Annotated in this window: 12 protein-coding genes; 7 read left to right on the forward strand and 5 right to left on the reverse strand. The window is 66.5% G+C overall.

Annotated features, from left to right (window positions below; genetic code table 11):
• The first annotated feature begins 577 nt into the window (after positions 1 to 577).
• Positions 578 to 3,745 (forward strand): alpha-L-rhamnosidase, encoded by a 3,168-nt coding sequence (locus tag PGN16_RS01840; protein ID WP_335307701.1) that lies wholly within the window; start codon positions 578 to 580, stop codon positions 3,743 to 3,745.
• A gap of 160 nt (positions 3,746 to 3,905) precedes the next feature.
• On the opposite strand, the gene PGN16_RS01845 is transcribed toward PGN16_RS01840, so the two are convergent.
• Both PGN16_RS01845 and PGN16_RS01850 read right to left on the reverse strand, forming a co-directional pair.
• Positions 3,906 to 5,315 (reverse strand): ROK family transcriptional regulator, encoded by a 1,410-nt coding sequence (locus tag PGN16_RS01845; protein ID WP_335307702.1) that lies wholly within the window; start codon positions 5,313 to 5,315, stop codon positions 3,906 to 3,908.
• Positions 5,316 to 5,500: 185 nt separating this feature from the next.
• Positions 5,501 to 6,382, reverse strand: coding sequence for a DUF6528 family protein (locus tag PGN16_RS01850; RefSeq protein ID WP_335307703.1), 882 nt, complete (start codon positions 6,380 to 6,382; stop codon positions 5,501 to 5,503).
• A 107-nt stretch (positions 6,383 to 6,489) separates the two neighbouring features.
• Here PGN16_RS01850 and PGN16_RS01855 point away from each other — a divergent pair, with 107 nt between their 5' ends.
• The gene (locus PGN16_RS01855; RefSeq protein ID WP_335307704.1) at positions 6,490 to 9,147 is read left to right on the forward strand and encodes a TonB-dependent receptor; all 2,658 of its coding nucleotides are present in this window, start codon (positions 6,490 to 6,492) and stop codon (positions 9,145 to 9,147) included.
• Between the two features lie 219 nt (positions 9,148 to 9,366).
• Here PGN16_RS01855 and PGN16_RS01860 read toward each other — a convergent pair whose 3' ends face one another.
• The gene (locus tag PGN16_RS01860) at positions 9,367 to 10,065 is read right to left on the reverse strand and encodes a FadR/GntR family transcriptional regulator (protein ID WP_335307705.1); all 699 of its coding nucleotides are present in this window, start codon (positions 10,063 to 10,065) and stop codon (positions 9,367 to 9,369) included.
• Between the two features lie 106 nt (positions 10,066 to 10,171).
• Here PGN16_RS01860 and PGN16_RS01865 point away from each other — a divergent pair, with 106 nt between their 5' ends.
• The 4 genes from PGN16_RS01865 to PGN16_RS01880 are packed head-to-tail and all read left to right on the forward strand — an operon-like array spanning position 10,172 to position 14,671.
• Entirely contained in the window at positions 10,172 to 12,136 is a 1,965-nt protein-coding gene (locus tag PGN16_RS01865) for an FUSC family protein (RefSeq protein WP_335307706.1), read from the forward strand.
• Positions 12,130 to 12,324 (forward strand): DUF1656 domain-containing protein, encoded by a 195-nt coding sequence (locus PGN16_RS01870; protein WP_335307707.1) that lies wholly within the window; start codon positions 12,130 to 12,132, stop codon positions 12,322 to 12,324. The genes PGN16_RS01865 and PGN16_RS01870 overlap by 7 nt, the downstream gene beginning before the upstream one ends.
• A gap of 8 nt (positions 12,325 to 12,332) precedes the next feature.
• Complete coding sequence (locus tag PGN16_RS01875) at positions 12,333 to 13,250, forward strand: efflux RND transporter periplasmic adaptor subunit (protein WP_335307709.1); 918 nt, start codon at positions 12,333 to 12,335, stop codon at positions 13,248 to 13,250.
• Positions 13,250 to 14,671 (forward strand): efflux transporter outer membrane subunit, encoded by a 1,422-nt coding sequence (locus PGN16_RS01880; protein ID WP_335307710.1) that lies wholly within the window; start codon positions 13,250 to 13,252, stop codon positions 14,669 to 14,671. The genes PGN16_RS01875 and PGN16_RS01880 overlap by 1 nt, the downstream gene beginning before the upstream one ends.
• Positions 14,672 to 14,718: 47 nt before the next feature.
• Here the strand turns inward: PGN16_RS01880 and PGN16_RS01885 are convergent, their stop codons facing one another.
• Both PGN16_RS01885 and PGN16_RS01890 read right to left on the reverse strand, forming a co-directional pair.
• Entirely contained in the window at positions 14,719 to 14,877 is a 159-nt protein-coding gene (locus PGN16_RS01885; protein ID WP_335307711.1) for a hypothetical protein, read from the reverse strand.
• A gap of 94 nt (positions 14,878 to 14,971) precedes the next feature.
• Positions 14,972 to 17,233: an endo-beta-N-acetylglucosaminidase gene (locus PGN16_RS01890; protein ID WP_335307712.1), complete on the reverse strand. Its 2,262-nt coding sequence runs from the start codon at positions 17,231 to 17,233 to the stop codon at positions 14,972 to 14,974.
• 318 nt (positions 17,234 to 17,551) lie between these two features.
• Between PGN16_RS01890 and PGN16_RS01895 the strand changes: the two genes are divergently transcribed.
• The gene (locus PGN16_RS01895) at positions 17,552 to 18,541 is read left to right on the forward strand and encodes a LysR substrate-binding domain-containing protein (protein WP_335307713.1); all 990 of its coding nucleotides are present in this window, start codon (positions 17,552 to 17,554) and stop codon (positions 18,539 to 18,541) included.
• Positions 18,542 to 18,729: the final 188 nt, after the last annotated feature.

The raw sequence follows: 18,729 nt of genomic DNA on the forward strand, positions 1-18,729 counted from the left end.
GAGGTTCTCGTTCCTTACATTGTGGACGGATGCTCATATAATGCTATAGCCGTCTCTATGTCGGCCACCACGCGAGCACGAACCGTCTTCCAGGAGAGGTTCTATGACCAGGTGGGTTCCCCGACGTCGCTTTTCGGTTCCGCAGCCATGCTGGTGCCGGGCATCTCGCTTCATGCCACGGCTTTTGCCCAAAACCTTGTCGCCCGCGCCGTCTGCAGCGACGATCGCCGAGGCGTCAGATCCGCAGCAGCAAGGCAATCCACTCTTCCGCATCGAAAATCGATCAAGAGGTCGCAACGTCCGCGATTGGGGACAACGTTGACGTCACTGGCACTTTCGTCCGAGGCATCGCGCCCGTCGGCACAAGCGTGCGCTTCGACGTTTCGTTGCCGGACCACTTCCGATTGGAACTCCGTGGAAGCCACGGCCGGGTCACCGAGCAGACGTTCAATGCGCAGCTCGAGACCGCGGGCTGTTTCTGCTCGGCCTGAGGAAGACGTTCTAATTAGCTCCGGGTGCGTCCCCCTTGCGCACCCGTACTCACGTGGAGAGGTGCAACATGCCAAACAGGCGTTCCGTGCTGGTCGGTGCCGGCCTCACCATGGCGACGTTGCCGGGCGGGATGAACGCCGCGGCCGCCCGTGGGCTGGACAATGCCTGGGCCGTGGACGGTCTGCTCGTGGACGGTCTCGTCAATCCACGGGGGCTGCATAGCGCCTCTCCACGTCTTTCTTGGCAATTGACGTCGAACCGCCGTGACGCGCGGCAATCGGCGTGGCGGGTAGGTGTCGCTTCCAGCCCGGCCGCTGCAGAGGCGGGTCGCTTTGATCTATGGGATAGCGGACGGGTGGATGGCGAGACGTGTTTCGACGTCACCTACGGCGGTGCGCCCTTGACGTCCCGGCGGCAGGCCTGGTGGCGCGTCACTTCATGGGACGACCGCGGCGTCGCAGCGACCTCTCGGATCGCTCATCTGGAGATGGGGTTGCTGGCGCCGGCGGACTGGTCGGCACAGTGGCTCTCGGCAGAGACGCCGACGCAGCGCGACGATCGCGAAGCCGGCCTCGGCTGGCGCCAAGGCGCGCTGGCAGACAAGGACGAAGCGCTGGGCTTTCGCCTCCGATTCACCTTACCGGCCGCTGCCGAGGTGGCGCTGATGAGCGCTTGCGATGCTTACGCGCGTATCTACCTCGATGGGCATTTGCTGATCGATCCGGCAAGGAACGGCTGGGGCGTGCCCGGGCCATGGAACGTCGCCTCGTCGCTTCCCGCAGGTGAGCATATTCTCGCCATTGAAACGCGCGGCGGTGGCGGCACGCCCGTGAAAGCGGCCGCTCTTATTCGCGCGACCTTACAGGATGGACGCGTGCTGCGCATCACCGGTGAGCGGATGCGGAGTGCAGCCAAGCCGGTGGCGGGTTGGCGCGAGCCCGATTTTCCGGATCGCGACTGGACCGTTACCACGGCGACCGGCGGCGCCTCGCCGATGCCGGCGCAGTCTGCGACATTGCTGCGGACGCAGTTCAGGGTCAGTGGGAGGGTTGCGTCCGCGCGTCTCTATACGACCGCGCTCGGCCTGTACGAGGCCGAGGTGAACGGTCGCCGCCTCGACGATGCGCTGCTGCGACCGGAATTCACCGACTACCGTGCCCATTGCCTCTACGGCGTGGATGATGTCGCTGAAGCGTTGGTGCAGGGCGACAACGTCCTGGGTCTCCACGTCGCTGATGGCTGGTACGGCAGCTACATCTCGCCCAACGGTCGCTTCTCCTTCGGTGACGCGCCTCTGCGCGTGCTCGCGCAATTGGAGGTCCGGTACGCGGACGGCCGTACGCAGATCGTCGGAACGGGCGATGGGTGGATGGTGTCGGCATCACCGATCGTCGAAGCGACAATCTATAACGGCGAGCACTATGATACGGGACGCGAGCAGCTCGGCTGGAGCCGGGCCGGCTTTAACCCCGACGCGCGCTGGAGCCCCGCCGTGTCGGCACCGCCCGCGAGCGGCGCCTTGGTTGCCGCAGTGGTGCCGCCGATCCGACGGCAGGAGCGGTTGCGTCCCGTCAGGATCACCGTCTTGCCCAATGGCGCGAGCGTGGTTGACTTCGGCCAGAACTTTGCCGGCTGGTCGCGGCTGACGGCGAAGGGCGAACGCGGACGGACGGTGTCCCTGCGGTACGCCGAGCTGCTCAATGCAGACGGCAGCGTGGACCAGACCAATCTGCGCGCAGCCAGGGCGACGGACGCCTACACCTTCCGCGGCGACACGGAAGCGGAGACTTATGAGCCGCGCTTCACGTACCATGGCTTCCGTTACGTTCAGGTGGAGGGGCTGGGGCGTCCGTTGCAAGTGGACGATATCACGGGCGTGCCCATCCGCACCGACCTGCGGGAAACCAGCGACCTGATGCTAGGCAGCTACGTTCCGCAGCGGCTTTGGATCAACAGCCGCTGGAGCCAGCGATCGAACTTCATGGGTATCCCGACCGATTGCCCGCAACGCGACGAGCGTCTGGGCTGGACGGGTGATGCGCATGTTTTCTGGGACGCCGCCAGCTTCAACATGGACACCGCTGCCTTCACGCAACGCTTCCTGCGTGATCTCCGCGATGCACAGCGCGGCGCCGGCGACTATCCCGATATTGCGCCTAACGCGAACAGGGAGAAGTTCAACGGCCCTGGCTCCTCACCCGGCTGGGGGGATGCGGGTGTGGCGCTGCCATGGACGATATGGCAGCGCTACGGCGATACGGCAGCCATCGATCAGCATTGGGCCTCGATGGACCGGTTTATGGAGTCCATTCGCGCCAGCAACCCCGACCTGATCTGGTCCCGGGCGCGGGGCGCGGACTACGGTGACTGGCTGGCGCTCGACGCGGTGCAGCCGGGCGATCCCACCACGCCCAAGGATTTGGTCGGCACCGCCATGTGGAAGGGAGCCGCCGATCAGATGGCGCAGATGGCGCACGCCTCCGGCCGCCAGGCAGAGGCCGGTCGCTACGAACGCATGGCGGCCGATCTCGCTCGAGCTTTCCGTCGTACCTTCGTGAAGGCGGATGGGGCGATCGGAAACGGATCGCAGACCGGCTACATTCTCGCGCTCAACTTCTCCTTGCTTGAATCGGCGCAGAGACCGGAGGCGGTTCGTCGGCTGGTTGCGGACATCCGGCGCCGTGGTACGCTGCTGTCAACAGGCTTCCTCGGCACGCCCTACAGTCTTGATGTCCTCGCCGACGCGGGAGAGGATAAGCTGGTCTATGATCTTCTTCTGCGCACCGAGTTTCCATCTTGGGGATATATGATCGCCAAGGGTGCCACGACGACGTGGGAACGATGGAACAGCGACGCAGGCGATCGTTCGATGAATTCTTTCAACCATTACGCTCTTGGAGCTGTCGTCGGCTTCATGTTTCGCCGTATCGCAGGCATCGCTCCGACGGGGCCTGGCTTTCGAAAGTTCACCGTGAAGCCGGTACTTGACCCGCGCCTTCCGTCTGCTGGTGCCACGTATCAATCTCGTCTCGGGCAAATCTCGACGAATTGGCGGCAGAAGCAAGGCGGTCGCTTTTCCCTTGAGCTGTCAGTGCCTGTGGGCAGTACCGCAACCGTACACCTTCCGAATGCTGGAGGAAGGCGAGTGATGGAAGGAGGAGTGGAAATCGCAGGTCGCTTCGGCGCGGTTTCCGTTGATAGCAGCATAATCCTCGCGGTGCGCTCCGGTCGTTATACGTTCGACGTTGCTTAACAGGGTCACCCGCTGCAAGCACTGGCCGCGCTACAACGACCTGCTCGGGGCGTGCCCAACCAACGACACGCCGCCATCGATCGCCTTCGTCCTGCATAGCTGCTCGGCGCGTCACGAGATGACTCACGGAATCACTATAATCGAGACGCGTACCTTACTCCTACTCCAGCCCACCCGCCGTCTTGTCCGCTCCGAAGAAGGCTGCGCGAAGGGGTAACGTCGCGGCCCCGATGGCGGTCGCGTCTCCGGTGATCGATGACGCCACGACTCTCGGCGCGGGGCGATGATGGCCACGACGTTCAGGGTTGGTGAAGGAGACACGTTCGATGATCCGGTCAGCCAGCCGAGCAGGCAGTCGGCCGCCGAGGACGATCAGCTCTGGATCGAGCGTCGCCGAAATGGCCGAGACGACGAGGTCGAGGGAAGGAATGCTCGTGTCCAGCCAGCGATCAACCGCGGGATGATCGGGGTCGAAGGCGGACAGCATCGTGTGGAGATCCGGGAAGGGCACGCCGGCATCCGCGAAGGCGAGGCGGAGCGCTTCCAGATTGGGCTGCGGCCAGTCGGAGGGCAGGACCGAGGCGAACTCGCCCGCATTGCCGTGCCGGCCGCGAAGGGACTGGCCCGCGGAGATCACTCCGCCGCCGAAGCCGGCGGAGAAATATAGGTACGCGAAGTCACGGACGATCCGACCATGGCCGAGCATCGCCTCGCCGATCGCGGCTACATTGCCGTCATTGTCGATCCACACCTTCCCGCCCAGCGCATCGGCAAGCATGGTGTCGAGCGGGACGAGCGCCCACGGATCGAGCAGCCGGGGCGGGTTGAGCCGCGCGCCGTCGCCGATGAAATAGCCGGTGACGCCCACGCCGATACCCACCAGCGCCCCACGGTCCCAGCCCGCTTCCGCGACGGCTGCGTCGATCAGGCGCCGGATCTGGCGGCAGGCTGCGGCGATGTCGGTGTCGATCAGCCGCTCGGTACGCTCCGCCGCTATTCCGCCGGCAAGGTCGAGAAGCGCGAGTGAAACCGCATCGGTCATTACCGACACGCCCGCCGAAAAGGCGGCGCTGCCGATCAGCGACAATTTGGCGGATGGCTTGCCGCGGCCAGCAGCGATGGGTGCGGCTTCGGTCAACAGATTGCGAGCGATCAGCGGCTCGACCAGCCGCGTGATCGAATGCGGGGCAAGGCCGGTCAGCCGCGCGAGGTCGGCGCGGCTCGCGGGGCCACCACGTGACAGCAAGCCCATGACGAGGCGCTCGTTCGCGGTGGCCGTGCGGCGTCCGTCCTCGCGGAGGAAGCGGGCGGGAAACTGTCCTGCAGTGATGCCGTTCATGCGGCCGGCAAGGGGCGCGCACGCCGCTCTGTCAAGCGCGGAGGGCGAATAGCGCAGTGACGAGAGAGGCAAGGGCGATCGTCTCGGCAAGGATCGGAAACGCGTTGGAGGCAAAGGCCGGCATGCGGCCCAGTCCGCCAGCGAGCGCGAGTCCGGCGGCACCCAGAGCGTAGTTCGACGCCATCGTATAGAGTCCATCGCCACGCGGGCGTCGGCAAGCGCCGGCAGCAACGCCCACCCGACAAGCGTCCCGGCCAGCAGCGCCCACGGCCCGTGTGCCACCGCCAGCCCTGCGAGGAACAGTCAGCAGGCGATGATCGGACCGACGCGATAGATCGTCAGCAGGTCGCGGGCGGTCCACAACAGGCTCTTGCCGACATGCGCCGCGCATCAGGCCATCCGCGCCCGTCGCCACGTCATGGAATCCAGCGGACCTTGTATAGCTTCAGGCCGGGCGTCTCGATCCGGCGCGGGTCACTGCCGTCGCGGGCGGCGAGGGTGAAGCCGTGCGCCCACCAGCTCTCTTCCGCCTGCACCCACGCCATCACCCCCTTCGACACGCTGACCGCCTTCACGCGCAGCTTCGGGTTCAGCGCGGGAATGGCCGTGAAGCGGCCGCTCTCCGCGTGGAAGGTCCAGACGCCGTCGTCGGTCGTCACCATATAGCCGCCATCGGGCGTGGGCGACAGGTCGTGGCCGTCGCGGCGACCCGGCAGCGTCCAGCGGGCGGTTTCGTTGAGGTGCGGGGTGCCGCCACGGGTGTCGAGCGCAAAGCTCTGGATCAAGTCGTGCGACAGCGCGAAGAGGCGCTCGCGTCGGGCGTCCCATACCGCTCCGTGACCTGACGGGAGCGGCAGGCTGGAGAGCGGGGCCTCATCGCGCGTGACCGAATAGAGCTGGAGTCGGTCGCCCCGCTGGTGGATCGACAGCGCCACCGCGACATAGCCGCCCGGGAGCAGGTCGGCCGAATGCGCCATCGGTGCGGTCGCACGGAAGCGGACCTTGCCCGTAGCGCGATCGATCAGCACGACCCCACCTGTCGAAGCGGTGACGAGGATCGCCTTGCCGCCCTCTACCGGCTTGCAGTCATCGATATGCGCGAGCAGCGTAGCCCGATAGGCCTCGGGCAGGTCCCTGGCTTCGGCCGCGGTCCAGCGCCACGTCTCGCGCGCGCCATCGCCATCCAGCCGATATTCGCGAATCTGATCGTCGCCACACGCGTAGAGCCGGTCGGCTGCGGCGGCGGGGGCCACCGTCATGATCGCCGCCGTCATCAGCACGCTTCTGAAAAGCCACATCTTTCAATCCTTCTCCGCGCTCGTCGCGGCGCCCATCGGCGCCGTCACCAATACGTCACCTATAGTGAATAATAGATCGGCATCACATTACGGGGAAGGGGTCTCAGATGAAATCGATAGCGCGTGCTGCCTTGTTGCTGTCCGCCGCATGGGCGCTACCGGTTCTGGCGCAGACGGCACCGGCGGCCTCTGCTCCTGACGGATCGGCCGGTGATGAGATCGTCGTCACCGGCGCGCGGTTGCAGGCGGTGCGGGAGATCGGGGCGAAGCGAGAGATCCCGATCATCGCCGACACGATCAGTTCGGACGAGATCGGCACGCTGCCCGACTTCGGGCTGGGAGAGGCATTGACCCGCGTGCCGGGCGTCTCGACCATCCAGAACAATGCGCGCGGCGAGGCGCAGTATCTGTCGATCCGTGGCCTCAGCGCCGACTATAACCTCGTCCAGATCGATGGCGTGACATTGCCGGCGAACGAAACCGCGCGACGCACCGTGTCGCTCGACGTGATCCCGTCATCGCTCGCCAGCCGGGTCGAGGTCTATAAGACGGTCACCGCCGCGATGAACGGCAATGCGATCGGCGGCACCGCCAATCTACGGACGCGGAGCGCATTCGACGGCGGCGGCCGCACCTTCGTTGCCGGCCGATTCGATGTCGGCAAATGGGATTTCCAGCGCACCCGCGGCCACGCAAGTCCCTCCGGTCAGGCCGAAGCAATCGTCTCCACCACCTTCGGTCCCGATCGCAAGTTCGGCGTGGTGCTGTCGGGCAGCTATTTCCGCCGCGACTCCGCCTCGCTCAACTCCGCCAGCGACAATTACCTCTATTTCGATCCCGCCACGGGAAACCGTCTGGTGTTGCCGACCAACGACGTGTCGAACGCGTTCGTCGCGCCCGACCGGCGGCGCTGGCTGCATTATGACAATGTGCGCGAGCGCTACGGCGTGTTCGGCAAGTTCGAATTCGATGACCACAGGATGTTCAAGGCGGCGCTGACGCTCGCCGATTTCCGCCATACCAATGACGAAGAGCGCCAGTCGAACCTGGTGGCGGCCAATACCGCCACGGTGAACAATCGCTATAGCAGCTTCGGCAATGTGACGGCGACCGGCGGCACGGTCGCCAGCGCCAACGCGCAGGTCGATCTGGTTAACTATCACCAAACCCGCCGCATGCGCTATGCCGACCTTGCCGGCACTCTGACGCCGAACGAGCGGGTGAAGGCGGATCTGGGCGTGAACGTAGCGGTCGCCACCTATCGTCAGGATGCGCGGCTCGCGACCTATCGCATCGCCAACACGACCAGCCTTGCCTACCGCTACGACATCGCGCCGGGCACTTTCACCCATTTCGCCTTCGTCAATCCGGCGTTCGTCACCACCGCCGCCAATTACCGCCAGTTCGAATATGGCACGAACAGCGATGATCAGCGCGAGCAGGCGTTGACCGCGCGCGCGAACATCGCGGTCGGCATGGAGGACGAAGGGCTGGGCGTCGCCGCCGGCGCCTATGCCCGCTTCCTCGACCGGCGCTACGACTACCAAGTCGACAATTACCGCAACACGACCGCCAGCACGCTGCTGCTGTCGGGCGCGCTCGCACCCGAAACCTATACGCCCTATAACGGACGCGGCCAGACGATGCTGCTGGTCGACCCGGTCGTCGCCAAGGCGGTGTTCGACGCGAGCGGAGCCAGCTTCGCGGCGAACGGCGCCAATGCGGGCGGCAGCCTGCAATCCGATTACGATCTGACCGAAGACATCTACGCCGCCTATGCGATGGCGCGCTTCGCCCGCGGGCCGGTGAGGCTGACCGGGGGCATCCGTTACGAGAATACTGCGCTGTCGACCGGATCGAACAGCCTGCGCGGTACGGCCTATCGCTATGGTCAGCAGCATCAGGCCTACCACGACTGGTTGCCCTCGGCGCAGGCGGACTGGGACGTCACATCGACGCTGCGCGTGCGTGCGGCCTATGCGAAGACGATCGGCCGGCCGAACTATGACGATCTGGCCGCGCGGGAGGTGGTGAACGTCAACAGCTCGACCGGGTCGGTCAGCATCACCGGCGGCAATCCCGAGCTCCGTCCGCGGCGGTCGGACAATCTGGACCTCAGCGTCGAATATTACGCCAATCGCGACACGCTGTTCTCCGCCGCGCTGTTTCAGAAGCGGATTTCCGACGAGATCCTCACCGTCCGCAATCAGGCGACCGAGCTGTTCGATGGCGTACAGCAGCTCGTGACCCGCATCCGCCCGGTCAACGCCAGCCGCTCGATCGTGCGCGGGCTGGAGCTGAATGCGGTCGTCGCACGGATGCCGTTCCTGCCGGGGCCGCTCGCCGGGCTGGGCGTTTCGGCCAACCTGACCCTGCTCGATCCGACGCCGCCATCGGTTACGCTGTCGGATAACGTCAGCCAGCGCCGGCTCTCAGGCCTGTTCGAGAGCGCGAACGTCGTCGCCAATGCCAAGCTGTTCTACACGCTCGGCCCGGTCACGGTGCAGGGTGCCTGGAACCATCTGTCGTCGACCCTCTATTCGGTCTCGACCACCGATCCGTTGGGCGACCGCCGCTACGCGCCGAGCGACCTGTTCGACGCGCAACTGCGGCTGAGGCTCAGCCGCCACTGGACGATCGTCGCGCAGGGCAAGAACCTGACCGACTACCGCCCGCAGCGGCTGTTCGGTCCCGGCTTCGGCCTGCTCCGCGAGGAAATCGACAACGGGCGCGCCTTCTATATCGGGGCGCTGGTCCGCTACTGACGCGCTGGTGTCGTCCTCCGGCCGTGCGGCACCCGTCCGCAACGTCGACGCCGGCCGGAGCGACCTTCCGGCCGGCAGCGACGATCGTCCCTCTACCCAAATTTGGTCAGGGCCTTCGGAGTGCCACAGGCAGCCCGGGCCACCGCCGCTGAGGCCGAGGCGCTTGCGCGTTATCTGCTCGGCGGTGGAAGGCTGTCCGACGGGGAGGCCTGAGGCCGGTTATGGGCGATCAAGCTCCGCCAGCGCTCCGATGAGCGGAGCGACCAGCGCGTGCGCGGCCTTGGCGGCGGCATCGCCATCGCCGGCCCGGATCGCGTCGACCACGCGACGGTGCGCCACGAAGCCCAGCTCAGGCAGATCGATCGTGCCGAACACCGCGGCGATATTCTGGCGCACCGAGACGGCGAAGAAGCGGTAGAGTTCGGCGAGCGCAGCATTGTGCGTTGCCTGCGCGATGGCGAGGTGGAAGGCGGCGTCGCGCTCGACGAAGCTATCGACGTCACCATCCGCCGGCACGTCGCCGCGGCGATCGAGCAGCTCGGTGAGCCGGGCCAGATCCTCGTCGGTGCGGCGCAGCGCCGCGGTGCGCGCGGCTTCGGTTTCGAGCATCGCGCGCAGCTCGAAATGGTCACGCAAACTGGCGTGGGTCACCCGCCGCATCACCTCGGCGGGATCGACGCTCAGCCGCACATAGGTGCCGTCGCCCTGGCGCACGTCGAGCACGCGCGCATGCGACAGCACCCGGACGGCCTCGCGCACGGTGTTGCGGCCAACCTTCAGCATCTCGGCCAGTTCGGCTTCCCTGGGGATGCGTTCGCCGACCTGCCAATGGCCCTCCTCGATCTGCGTGCGCATCAGTTCGATGGTGGTGTCGACGAGCGAGCGGCGGGGCGCGGAGGGGAGAACGGACGAAAGCATGGCCGGTCTTTAGCACGGAATCCGATTCATCCCATCTTTTCCCTCGCTCCCAGAAACAGGAATCTATACATAGGATGATATGATCTCATCATAAGAGCTGATTCGCATGACCAACATCCTCGCGCGCAGAACCGCCTCACCACTCTCGATGCTGTCGCGAGGTTTCACAGCGATCGACCTGATGACGCCGCAATGGCAGTTCGTCGCGCGTTCGGTGCTCGCCGCCGGTCTGGCGCTCGCCACCGCCTTCGCCTTGCAGGTCGAAGCGCCCTTCTCCGCCGCCTCGACCGTGCTGCTGGTGACCAACCCCAATCAGGGCGCGGTGCTGGCCAAGGGCAACTGGCGGCTGATCGGGACGCTGGTCGGCGAGATGGCGGCGACGCTGCTCATGGCCCTCTTCATCCAGACGCCCACGCTGTTCCTGCTCGGCTTCGGCCTGTGGCTGGGACTGTGCGCGGGCGCGGCGACGGTGCTGCGCCATTTCCGCGCCTCCGGTGCGGCGGTGGCGGGCTATACCGTGGGGCTCGCAACCTATGGCGCGCTCGAACGACCGGAGCGTGCGCTCGACGCGGTGCTCGGGCGCACCGCCACGGTCGCGCTGGGCGTGGTCTGCCTCGGCGTCGTCACCGCCCTGCTGACGAAACGCGCGACGCGCGGCCGGCTGGAGGCGGCCTATGCGGCGCAGCTCGGCAAGGTCGGTCGCGTGCTGACGGGCGTGGTGGCGGGTGACCGGGCGGCGGCGGACGCGGTGCCCGAGCTTGCGGCGGGCCTGTTCGCGATCGACGATCTGCTCGAACTGAGCCGCACCGAGTCGCCAGACGTCGCGATCCGGGCCGGAGCGGTACGCGAGGGACTGGCGGCGCTCTTCGCGGCCTTGCTCGGCGCGAACGAATGGGCGGTGCGGCAGCCGGATGATCCAGCGCTTGCCTCCGTCTGTGCCGAGATCACCCGGCGGCTGCCGATCGCGATCGCGGCGATCGAGCGCGATGCGCTGGAGGCCGCGCGCGTCGAGCTGGCGGCGTTGCGCCACCTGCTCCATGCCGCGACCGAGGCGGATCACCCGCCCGCCACGCTGATCGCCTTTGATCGCCTGCTGGAAGCGATCGAGGATTTCGAGAGCGCGCTACTCGGACTGATGCGGCTGCACGCGCGGACCGTCCATCGCGGCAACGCCTTCCGCTATCATCGCGACTGGGGCGGCGCATGGCGCAACGGCGTGCGCGCGCTGCTCGCCATCCTTGTCGGCGGAGCGATCCGGATCGCGACCGGCTGGAGCGAGTGGTCGCTGCTGCCGCTGATCCTCGCGCCCTATGTCGTCCTGCTCGCGATGACCGGCAATCCGGAGGCGGGCGCGGTCGCCTTCGTCAGGAGAACCGTGGCGGCGGTGCCGGCGGCGTGGCTGTGCGGCTTCGTACTGCTGCCGATGGTGACGGGGCTGCCGCTGCTGCTCGCGACGATCGCGCCCTTCTGGATCGCCGGTCTCTATCTGTTGACCATGCCAAAGCGCGCGCCGGCGGCGCTCGCCTATCTGGTCGCCTTCAACACGCTGGTCGGCGCGACCAATCCGATGGCGTGGGATGCGGCAGCGTTCCTCAACGCGGCGTTCGGCTGGGTCTTTGCGGTGCTGGTGACGTGGATCGTCTTCCGGCTGCTCCCGCACCAGCCTCATCGACAGGCGCGGCGGATCGCCGCGGCGCTGCGCCGCGACGTGTCCGCCGCGCTCCACGGCACGGTGCGCGGCGGGCGCAATCGCTGGGAGCATCTCCAGCATCATCGGCTGGTCCGCATCGCGCAGAGCGTCGCGGGCAACCCGCCCTTGCGAACGCGGCTGCTCGCGGAAGGACTGGACGACGTGCATCTCGGCCGCGCCGCGTTGCGGCTGCACGGCTCTGCAAGGATCGACGGGGCCGCGCGCGCCGCGCTGATGCTGGCGGCGACCTCGCCCGCGACCGCCGCGCCGGCCCTGCGCACCGCCGCGCGCGCCGGCGAGCTGCCGCACCGCGTCGCCGCGGGACTGACCGACATCGCCGATCTGCTCGACCAGCTCAGCGCGCGGGCGGCGTCATGCTGAGCGAGGTGTCGATCGGGGGCATCTATCTGCCGCCGCTGCTGCTCTACCTCGCCGCCGCGTTGCCGCTGTTCGCTGGCTTGCGCGCGCTGCTCACCCGCGCGGGCGTGCTGCGCTTCGTCTGGCACCCGGCGCTGTTCGAGTTCGCCGTCCTCATCGCGCTCGTCGCGCTCCTCATCCTCTTCGTCTGAGTGTGTCCATGTCGCTACCCTCCAGGCTCCGCGCCATCCTCCGCCCCGCCATGACGCTCGCGGTCAGCGCCGCGACCATCCTGCTGATCGTCGCGCTGTGGCGCGCCTATATGCTCGCCCCCTGGACGCGCGACGGACGAGTCGGCGCGGATGTCGTGCAGGTCATGCCCGACGTCTCCGGCCGGATCGCGGAGGTGCGCGTCGTTGACAACCAGCCGGTGCATCGCGGCGACATCCTCTATGTCATTGACCAGGCGCGCTTTCGGCTCGCGGTCGACGCCGCGGAGGCGACGCTGCGCGCGCGCCGCGCCGAACTCGCGCTCAAGACCGTGAACACGCACCGCCGCGCCGCGCTCGGGGCGGATATCGTCGCAGCGGAGACGATCGATCAGGCCGAAGGGGAGGTGCGGATGGCGCAGGCCGCCTATGACGCGGCGGCCGTCGCGCTCGCCACCGCGCGGCTCGACCTCGCGCGCGCCACCGTCACTGCACCCGTCGACGGCTATGCGACCAATGTGCGGCTCCGCCCGGGCGACTATGCCACCGTTGGCGCGACGCGCGTCGCGATCGTCGATGCGCAGCATTTGTGGATCACGGCCTATTTCGAGGAGACCAAGCTCGCCCACATTGCTACCGGCGCGCGCGCCGAGGTGCAGCTGATGGGCTATGACGCGCCGCTCGGCGGCCGTGTCGAGAGCATCGGCCACGGAATCGCCGACCGCAACGACAGTCCGGACGAACGCGGGCTGCCGAACGTCGATCCGGTCTTCACCTGGGTGCGGCTGGCACAGCGCATCCCGGTACGCATCCGCATCGACCGGGTGCCCGCGGGGGTCACGCTCGCCGCGGGCATGACGTGCAGCGTCGCGATCGGCGACGGCGCGACGCACGGGCGGCTGCTCGACGCAGTGCGGACGCTGCTGTGATGCGTGCGCGCACGTCCACGCTGCTCGCGCTGCTGCTCGCTGGCTGCGCCAACCCGCATGTTACCCCCTATGCCAGCCCCACGCCGGTGCTACCGTCGAGCTTTACCGCGCCGCAGCCTGTGGCCGCCGCAGAGACTGTCGAGCTGCGCCACTGGTGGAGCGGCTTCCACGATCCGGCGCTCGACCGGCTCGTCGAGCGTGCGATCGCGGGCAATCTCGACCTGCGCATCGCGTCGCAGCGCCTGCTCGCCGCGCGGGCCGAGCGAGACGCAGTGGCGGCGGCACGCTTTCCCGTCATCGGCGTCAGCGGCGGCGGCTCGCTGTCCCGATCGAGCACGCAGCTCGACTATCCGCCGGGGATCGGCCGCTCCGTCACGCTATCGGCGGGTCTTGATGCCAGCTGGGAGCCGGACCTGTTCGGCCGGCTCCGCCAGTCGGTCGACGCAGCCGATGCCGAGGCCTCCGTCGTCGAGCAAGACCGCCGCGCGATCCTCGTCAGCCTGATCGCCGAGATCGCGCTCGACTATATCGACCTGCGCTCGGCGCAGGAGCGCCGGACCATCGCCGCCCGCGACGTCGCGCGGCTGAAGACCACGCTCGACGCTACGGACCGACTGCACCGCGCCGGTCTCGCCAGCGGCGCAAGCGTTGCGGAGGCACGCGCCCACTGGCGGCTGGGGCAGGCGCGGCTCCCGGCCTTTGCCGAGCAGATCGCGCGCAACCGCCATGCGATCGCGACGCTGACCGGCGGCTTTCCGGGTGACGCCATTGCAGAACTCGACACGGTAGCGCCGCTCCCGGCCGCGCCCGAGCTGCCGGCCTCTGTGCCGTCGCAATTGCTGCGCGACCGCCCGGACATCCGCGCCGCCGAGCGTCGCCTCGCCGCCACCACCGCGCGCGCCAATGTCGCGGCGGCTGACTTGTTGCCGCGCTTCCGCATCCCGCTGACGCTCGGCACCGCGGCGAGCGGCCTCACCAGCCTGTTGTCGCCGGGCGCGCTCGTCTGGAGCCTTGCCGCCACCGGTTCGCAGACGCTGTCCGACAAGGGCCAGCGCGCCGCCCGACTGCGCGCCGCACAAGCGCTGACCGAAGCGCAGCGGCTCGATTACGAGCGCAGCATCCGCGCCGCGATGCGCGACGTCGAGGACGTGCTCGCCGCGCGCCACGAGGAAACGCTCCGCCACGATACCCTGACTGCGGCACTGGCGGCAAGCCGCGCCGCCGTCGCGCGTGCGACGCGCGAGCGCCGGGCCGGTACGATCGGCACGCTCGACCTGCTGACCACGCAGCGTTCGCTCTACGCGATCGAGGACGCGCTCGCCGTTAGCCGCGCCGACCGGCTGCGCCAGATCGTGACGCTCGCCAAATCGCTCGGCGGCGGCTGGCAGGACAGCTACCCGGACGTGCCATCGGCTAAGTGAGGTTGGGTTGGTGTTCGTTATCGTAGTGGAGCGAATACGGAAGGCTTTCAGAACACCAACCGGGCGTCGATCCCTACTGTCCTCGGCTCGTTGAAGATTGCCGCCACCCCGCTCGCCGAGTCGGTATTCCGGACGAAGGCATAGGCCCGATCGAACAGGTTGCGCGACCAGAGCGACAGTTGCAGTTCCGGCCCGTTGGCACCCATTCTTTTACCCAACCAGTCATGTGGTGCGGATTGCCACTCCGGCCCTAACCAAACGCCTTTTGGGAGCAACATGACGCCGCAACCCACAATCGTGTCAAACTGTCGTGTAGGCCGATCCTCCGCGGACACCTGCCTCGATCGCCTGAACCTCGACCATTGCCAGCCCGGTGCCGGCGGGAAGCGCGGTCGGGCTGTAGAATGCACTGCCGTCGATCCGGCCGATCCAGATCCGCGTTCGCTTTGAGCCATTCAGCGCGAATATGTCGAAGCGTCCTTCGCCCTGCCAACGCAGCGCGATGCCTATCGCCCCGGTGAGCGGATTTACGATCCGCCGATCCATCGTCACGCCCCGCGGCGCCGGCGGTGGCGCGGGCGGGGTGTCGAAAATGGCGAGGCGGCCGAAGTGAATGTCGATAGGAGAGGCGTCTTTGGGTGACGCCTCGAAGCCCAGCAGCAAGGCGACGATGCGCCTGTCAACGTGGTCGCCGAGGTCAATGCGTTCGATATGCCACATGTCGACGTCCGATGAGGGACCGGAACCGAGCGGAATCCAGGTCGCCGTCTCTGGCTGATCGGCAAAGATCAGGCCCAAGCGCGAGCGCTCCCGGTCCGAACCGCGTCCCCGGGTCGCCAGCTCGACATAGGCTCCGCCCGCTGCCGGCAAAGCGATGTCGGTCTTGAAGAGGTGGATGCGGGTGGCGTTGTGCTTGCCGAGCGGGCCATGGACATGGAGCGATGCGCCTCCGTCATAGGCGACGCTCTGATCGTATTCGACCTCCAGCAGACCGGCCGGTTCACGCCTTCGATCCGTGAGCCCCGCAAAGGGCGCGCGCCACCACTGCCAGGTCGGCAAGATGTCCTGGATACCCAGGTTGAACCATGGCCGGTGGCCGACTTGCTGCCCCTCGATGAAAAAGGCCTGACCCTCGCCGAGATTGAAGTGGGTGACGAAGGGCAGGGAGCCGATAACCGACCTTTCGGCAATGAGGTTGCTGAGGCCGTAGCTGATCGGCACATCGGCCTGGTCCGGATGCGTGCCCGCGGCCCGTCCTGAGGTCGTCGCGCGCTCCGAATATTGGCGCCCCCGGGCGTAGAGGGCGCGCTGGGCGGCAGACGGTGTGTTGTCGAGCGCCGGATTGCCCGTCCGGCCGCTGTAGACCAGTCGTTCGATCGCGGGCGGATCGGCGCTTGCCGGCAGAAAGGCGGCGCCGTTGCCCGCCTTTCGGGCGCGGTAGAGATTCAGGATGCCATCGTCGAGGGAGTAGGTTTGCAACCCGCCATAGGCGTATGCCCCGTCATTGGGGCTGACAACGGATGGTGCGGCGACGCCGACATATCCGGGGCCGGGATAGAGCTGAAGTCCATAATAGAGATCGAACCGACTGTGCCCGAGGGTCTCCGCCTGCCGCGCGGCCTCGCGCGGTTCGATCGCCGCGCCTGAGCAGCACATCCCGGGGCCGCCATAGCCGCTCCACCCTTGATCCAGCATCACGCTGTCGGCGGCCGGATCGCCGGCGAACAAGCCTGCTACGTCCGTAAAGCCATTATAATATTGGATCATGAAGTCCGGCATTCCGCCGGCAATCGCCGCCGCGCGGATGGCCGATATCAATTTCACGACCTTCGCCCGGGCTGCACGATCGCGGGTTTCATGATTGATGAAATAGCCGTCGAAACCGAAGTAACGGGCGAAACCGACGAGTTTGCGAGCCACCGCGCCCAACCGGGCGTCATCACCGGAATAGAAGCGGGCATCGGGCTGGAAAATGGTGCCCAGACACAGGGCGCCGTTGCGATGCGCGACATCGGTCAGCGCGGGATTTGGGATGATGCCGGTCCCGCTCCATTGGACGACGACATCGTTCACGCCGAGGAAGCGTGACACCTGAACGCCTCCCGCCGGCATCTCGGCCTGGCGAACGGCGCGCCAGTCATCCGCCGCGCGCCGCGAAATGGTGCGGTTGGTGGTAACGAGGGTCGCGAGGCCCGGACGCATCTCGAGCGCCGGATGAGCCTGGGTCGCAGCGAATGGCGCGATCCTCGCCGCCCGCGCGACGGTCGATCGAAAATACACGGCGTTGAGATCGGCCTGCGGATCGTAATCCATCAGTGCCGCAAAGCTGTCCGGAACAGGTCGGGAGAGCGGCGCGACCACGTCCCGAACCGCAACGTCCGGCTCGAGCGTCGCGGCGGGTGTGGATCGCGTTTCGGCAAGCGCCCGTCGAGCAGGGGCCATGCACATGAGCCACGCGGCGCCAAGTCCAGCGATCGCATCCCGCCTCGATGCTTGTGCCGGTGAGTATCGGGCAGTCATCTCGTCGCGCCCGTGGTCCATTTCCGGGGTGGCAGTCGCCATCTCCATCTGACTCCCTAAACGTCCCTATCGTCACCGATTTGTAATGGTGGCTGCCCATCCACAGATCGCGACGCCGTCCATTGCCCGGCTGCATCGACATGCGCCGGACCCGTCGGCTGAGGCTGCTCATGTTCTTCTCCTGCTGCTTGGGGCAGTCAGCAAAACTTCGGGTCGATGAGCAAAGATTATTCCTTGGCGCTGCCAAGGGCAGTTTCTCTGTAATTAGCGGCCAACAGCGGTCAAGATAATCTATTTAGGTTTGCCGATATCCTTCGTGTCATGTCTGGCAGAAGCAGGCGCAAGACATATGGAAACCGGATGGCAGATACGATCAAGGGCGATCTGAAACGCCTTAATCTCAATATGTTGTATTCGCTCGACGCCATTCTGAACTCGCGGACGCTGACGGAGGCGGGTCAACGCGTCTTGTTGACCCAGGCGGCGATGAGCATCGCCCTTCGCAAGCTGCGGGGGCAATTGCACGACGACATCGTTCAGTATCACGCCGGCGAGCACAGGTTCACGCCGTTGGCCGACGCGTTGCGGCCGCAAGTGCGCCAATTCCTCTGGGAAGCGCATCGCCTGTTCAACCTGTCGGTCAGCTTCGATCCGGCCACCGAAGAGCGAAGCATCCGGATCGCTGCGCCGGAATATCTGGAGACTATGTTCGTCAGCAAGCTGGTGCGTTCGCTGCGGGTGATCGCGCCGCGGGTCACGGTGCATCTGGTGCGCTGGGCCGCCGCTGCGCCGGGTAGCGTGTTCGAGCGTGCTGGCGCGGACCTGATGGTGGTGCCAGCTCCGCTGATCGACGACCGAATGGAGTCGGCCTATCTGTTCGACGACCAGATCGCCTGCATCGCTTGGACAGACAATGGGGTGGTCGGCGACGCGCTGTCGAGCCGGACCTATCTCGATCATCCTCATGCGATCGTGGAGGATGGCGACGTCGGCGCCTATGTCTCGGATCGCCGTCACGCTACGCTTCTGGCTCGGCGACGCATCGTCGCCTCGGCCGGCGGCCTCTCGGCTTTGCCCTTGCTCTTGATCGAAACCGATCTCGTCGCGACCACCAGCATGTGGCTGGCACAGCATTTTGCGTCGCTGCTTCCGGTCCGCGTGCTGGGCTCGCCTTTTGGGCAGGATGACATATCGATCCATGCGCAATGGCAGAAACATCGCAGCGGCGATCCGTTGATCCAGTGGATCATCGGAGAATTACGACGCATTTCCATGATCTTGCCCCATCGCGGGAAGAATGGCGGATCAGCAATCGGCATAAATACAATCTATGGCAAGGATAAGCGCTAATCGTTTGCGCCGGGTGCCACCCATCGACAACATTCCGCCGCGATAGAGACATACTCTATCAAACTAATAGAAATTGAACGCTTCTGCCAGGAAGCGGGGGACGTCGAAGTCTGCGGGGGCTGCTTATAAAGCCAGTTTGTTGCGCTGGCAAAGAAAAACTTTGCTTGTGAGAAGCCGTTGTCGACTTC

The organism is Sphingomonas phyllosphaerae, from assembly GCF_036946485.1.
GTDB classification, from domain to species: Bacteria; Pseudomonadota; Alphaproteobacteria; order Sphingomonadales; family Sphingomonadaceae; genus Sphingomonas; species Sphingomonas phyllosphaerae_E.

Excerpts from the sequence above, each read along its gene's own strand:
- PGN16_RS01865 (WP_335307706.1), top strand. The coding sequence starts at position 10,172 with ATGACCAACATCCTCGCGCGCAGAACCGCCTCACCACTCTCGATGCTG.
- PGN16_RS01870 (WP_335307707.1), top strand. The coding sequence starts at position 12,130 with ATGCTGAGCGAGGTGTCGATCGGGGGCATCTATCTGCCGCCGCTGCTG.
- PGN16_RS01885 (WP_335307711.1), bottom strand. The coding sequence starts at position 14,877 with ATGGGTGCCAACGGGCCGGAACTGCAACTGTCGCTCTGGTCGCGCAAC.
- PGN16_RS01860 (WP_335307705.1), bottom strand. The coding sequence starts at position 10,065 with ATGCTTTCGTCCGTTCTCCCCTCCGCGCCCCGCCGCTCGCTCGTCGAC.
- PGN16_RS01895 (WP_335307713.1), top strand. The coding sequence starts at position 17,552 with ATGGCAGATACGATCAAGGGCGATCTGAAACGCCTTAATCTCAATATG.
- PGN16_RS01875 (WP_335307709.1), top strand. The coding sequence starts at position 12,333 with ATGTCGCTACCCTCCAGGCTCCGCGCCATCCTCCGCCCCGCCATGACG.
- PGN16_RS01855 (WP_335307704.1), top strand. The coding sequence starts at position 6,490 with ATGAAATCGATAGCGCGTGCTGCCTTGTTGCTGTCCGCCGCATGGGCG.
- PGN16_RS01850 (WP_335307703.1), bottom strand. The coding sequence starts at position 6,382 with ATGTGGCTTTTCAGAAGCGTGCTGATGACGGCGGCGATCATGACGGTG.
- PGN16_RS01880 (WP_335307710.1), top strand. The coding sequence starts at position 13,250 with ATGCGTGCGCGCACGTCCACGCTGCTCGCGCTGCTGCTCGCTGGCTGC.
- PGN16_RS01890 (WP_335307712.1), bottom strand. The coding sequence starts at position 17,233 with ATGGCGACTGCCACCCCGGAAATGGACCACGGGCGCGACGAGATGACT.